This is a genomic window from Bacillus sp. 05T31 (assembly GCF_056396725.1).
Map to the genome: position 1 here is coordinate 1 of NZ_JBFTMA010000738.1, position 1,183 is coordinate 1,183.

Here is a 1,183-nt window from a genome sequence, read left to right on the forward strand (position 1 = left end):
ACTCTACATTCATTATGACTTGAACGTGCTCGCAAGGATTTTCTTTATTTAGTTGGTAACCGCTATTAAATACAGAAAAATCGAGAACCTCGGAAGATAACTGCTCCTTCCAAAAAGCCTCTACCCCTTTATTTTCATGAATCGAACTTCGATCTTTAATGTGCATTTTTATCTTTATCCCCCTAATATTCATTTCATCTATTCGTTAATTTTCAAGCCAACTTCAAGCCCATGGAGAAATACTTGATGGTTATCCAAACATAAAAATTGCTGAATCTCTTCAAATTTCATATGACCAACTGAACAAACGCCTAAATTCAATGTCTCAGCCACCATATTTAAGGTAGCAGTGATAATACCAGACTCAATACAAGCAAATAAATATCCATCTGAACCGTATTTCGGGATGGAAGCGTTCGCATTATAAACCAAATAAACTGAAAAGGCAGACTGAGTAAATAAATCTTGGTTAATTGACTCATGATCACTTTTGATTACTTGATCAATATTGTTTACAATAACAAGACAGTTTTTTGATGGGTTATAATAATAAAACCCAGCTTTCATACCTTCTATACGTTTTGGTTTTATATAAATAAAGATATCAATAGGGTAGAGTCCGCCTGCACTTGCGTAATGATAGTATATATTTTCTTTCCTAACCTGTTTTAGAGTTGATATGAATTGGGAAAATTCTAAAAAACTAATATGTTTTTTCATATCAAATTGGCGACAAGACCTACGTTCCTTGATTATAGTGGGTAACTCATTTGTTGTTTCAAGTTGAATTTCGGTTGACCGCACAGCATGTTGTGTTCGATTCAATTGTTCACTCATATACTTATCTAAATCTTCTTTAGAAAAGCGAATCTGGTTGCTATATGGATTCGGAAAAATCTTTTCTTGTGTGGAAAATACTTCTCTTGGGGGTAATATGTTACTTACTAACACACGATTTTTTATCATAAGCTCTATTGTTTTTTGTGTCTCTTCTACATTTCCTAACGAAAAGTGCTCTACTAGTTCACTAATTTTCACACCTTTTTGAGTCAAAAAATAAAACTCAGGAAACCATTCAGACAGAACGCCTGCAAATCTTGTTTCTCCTATCAAAATTTCATTATGCAACTTCTCCCAATGCTTAATAGGAGACCAGTAATAAATTTGCTCGCTCATATAACCC

Annotated in this window: 1 protein-coding gene and 1 pseudogene; both read right to left on the minus strand. The window is 33.6% G+C overall.

What is annotated here, in order from left to right; all coding sequences use genetic code 11:
* A pseudogene (locus AC1DJR_RS27530) lies at nt 1-166 on the minus strand (condensation domain-containing protein); the annotation flags it as partial.
* Between the two features lie 32 nt (nt 167-198).
* Nucleotides 199-1,176, minus strand: coding sequence for a SagB/ThcOx family dehydrogenase (locus AC1DJR_RS27535; protein WP_429687147.1), 978 nt, complete (start codon nt 1,174-1,176; stop codon nt 199-201).
* Nucleotides 1,177-1,183 lie beyond the last annotated feature (7 nt).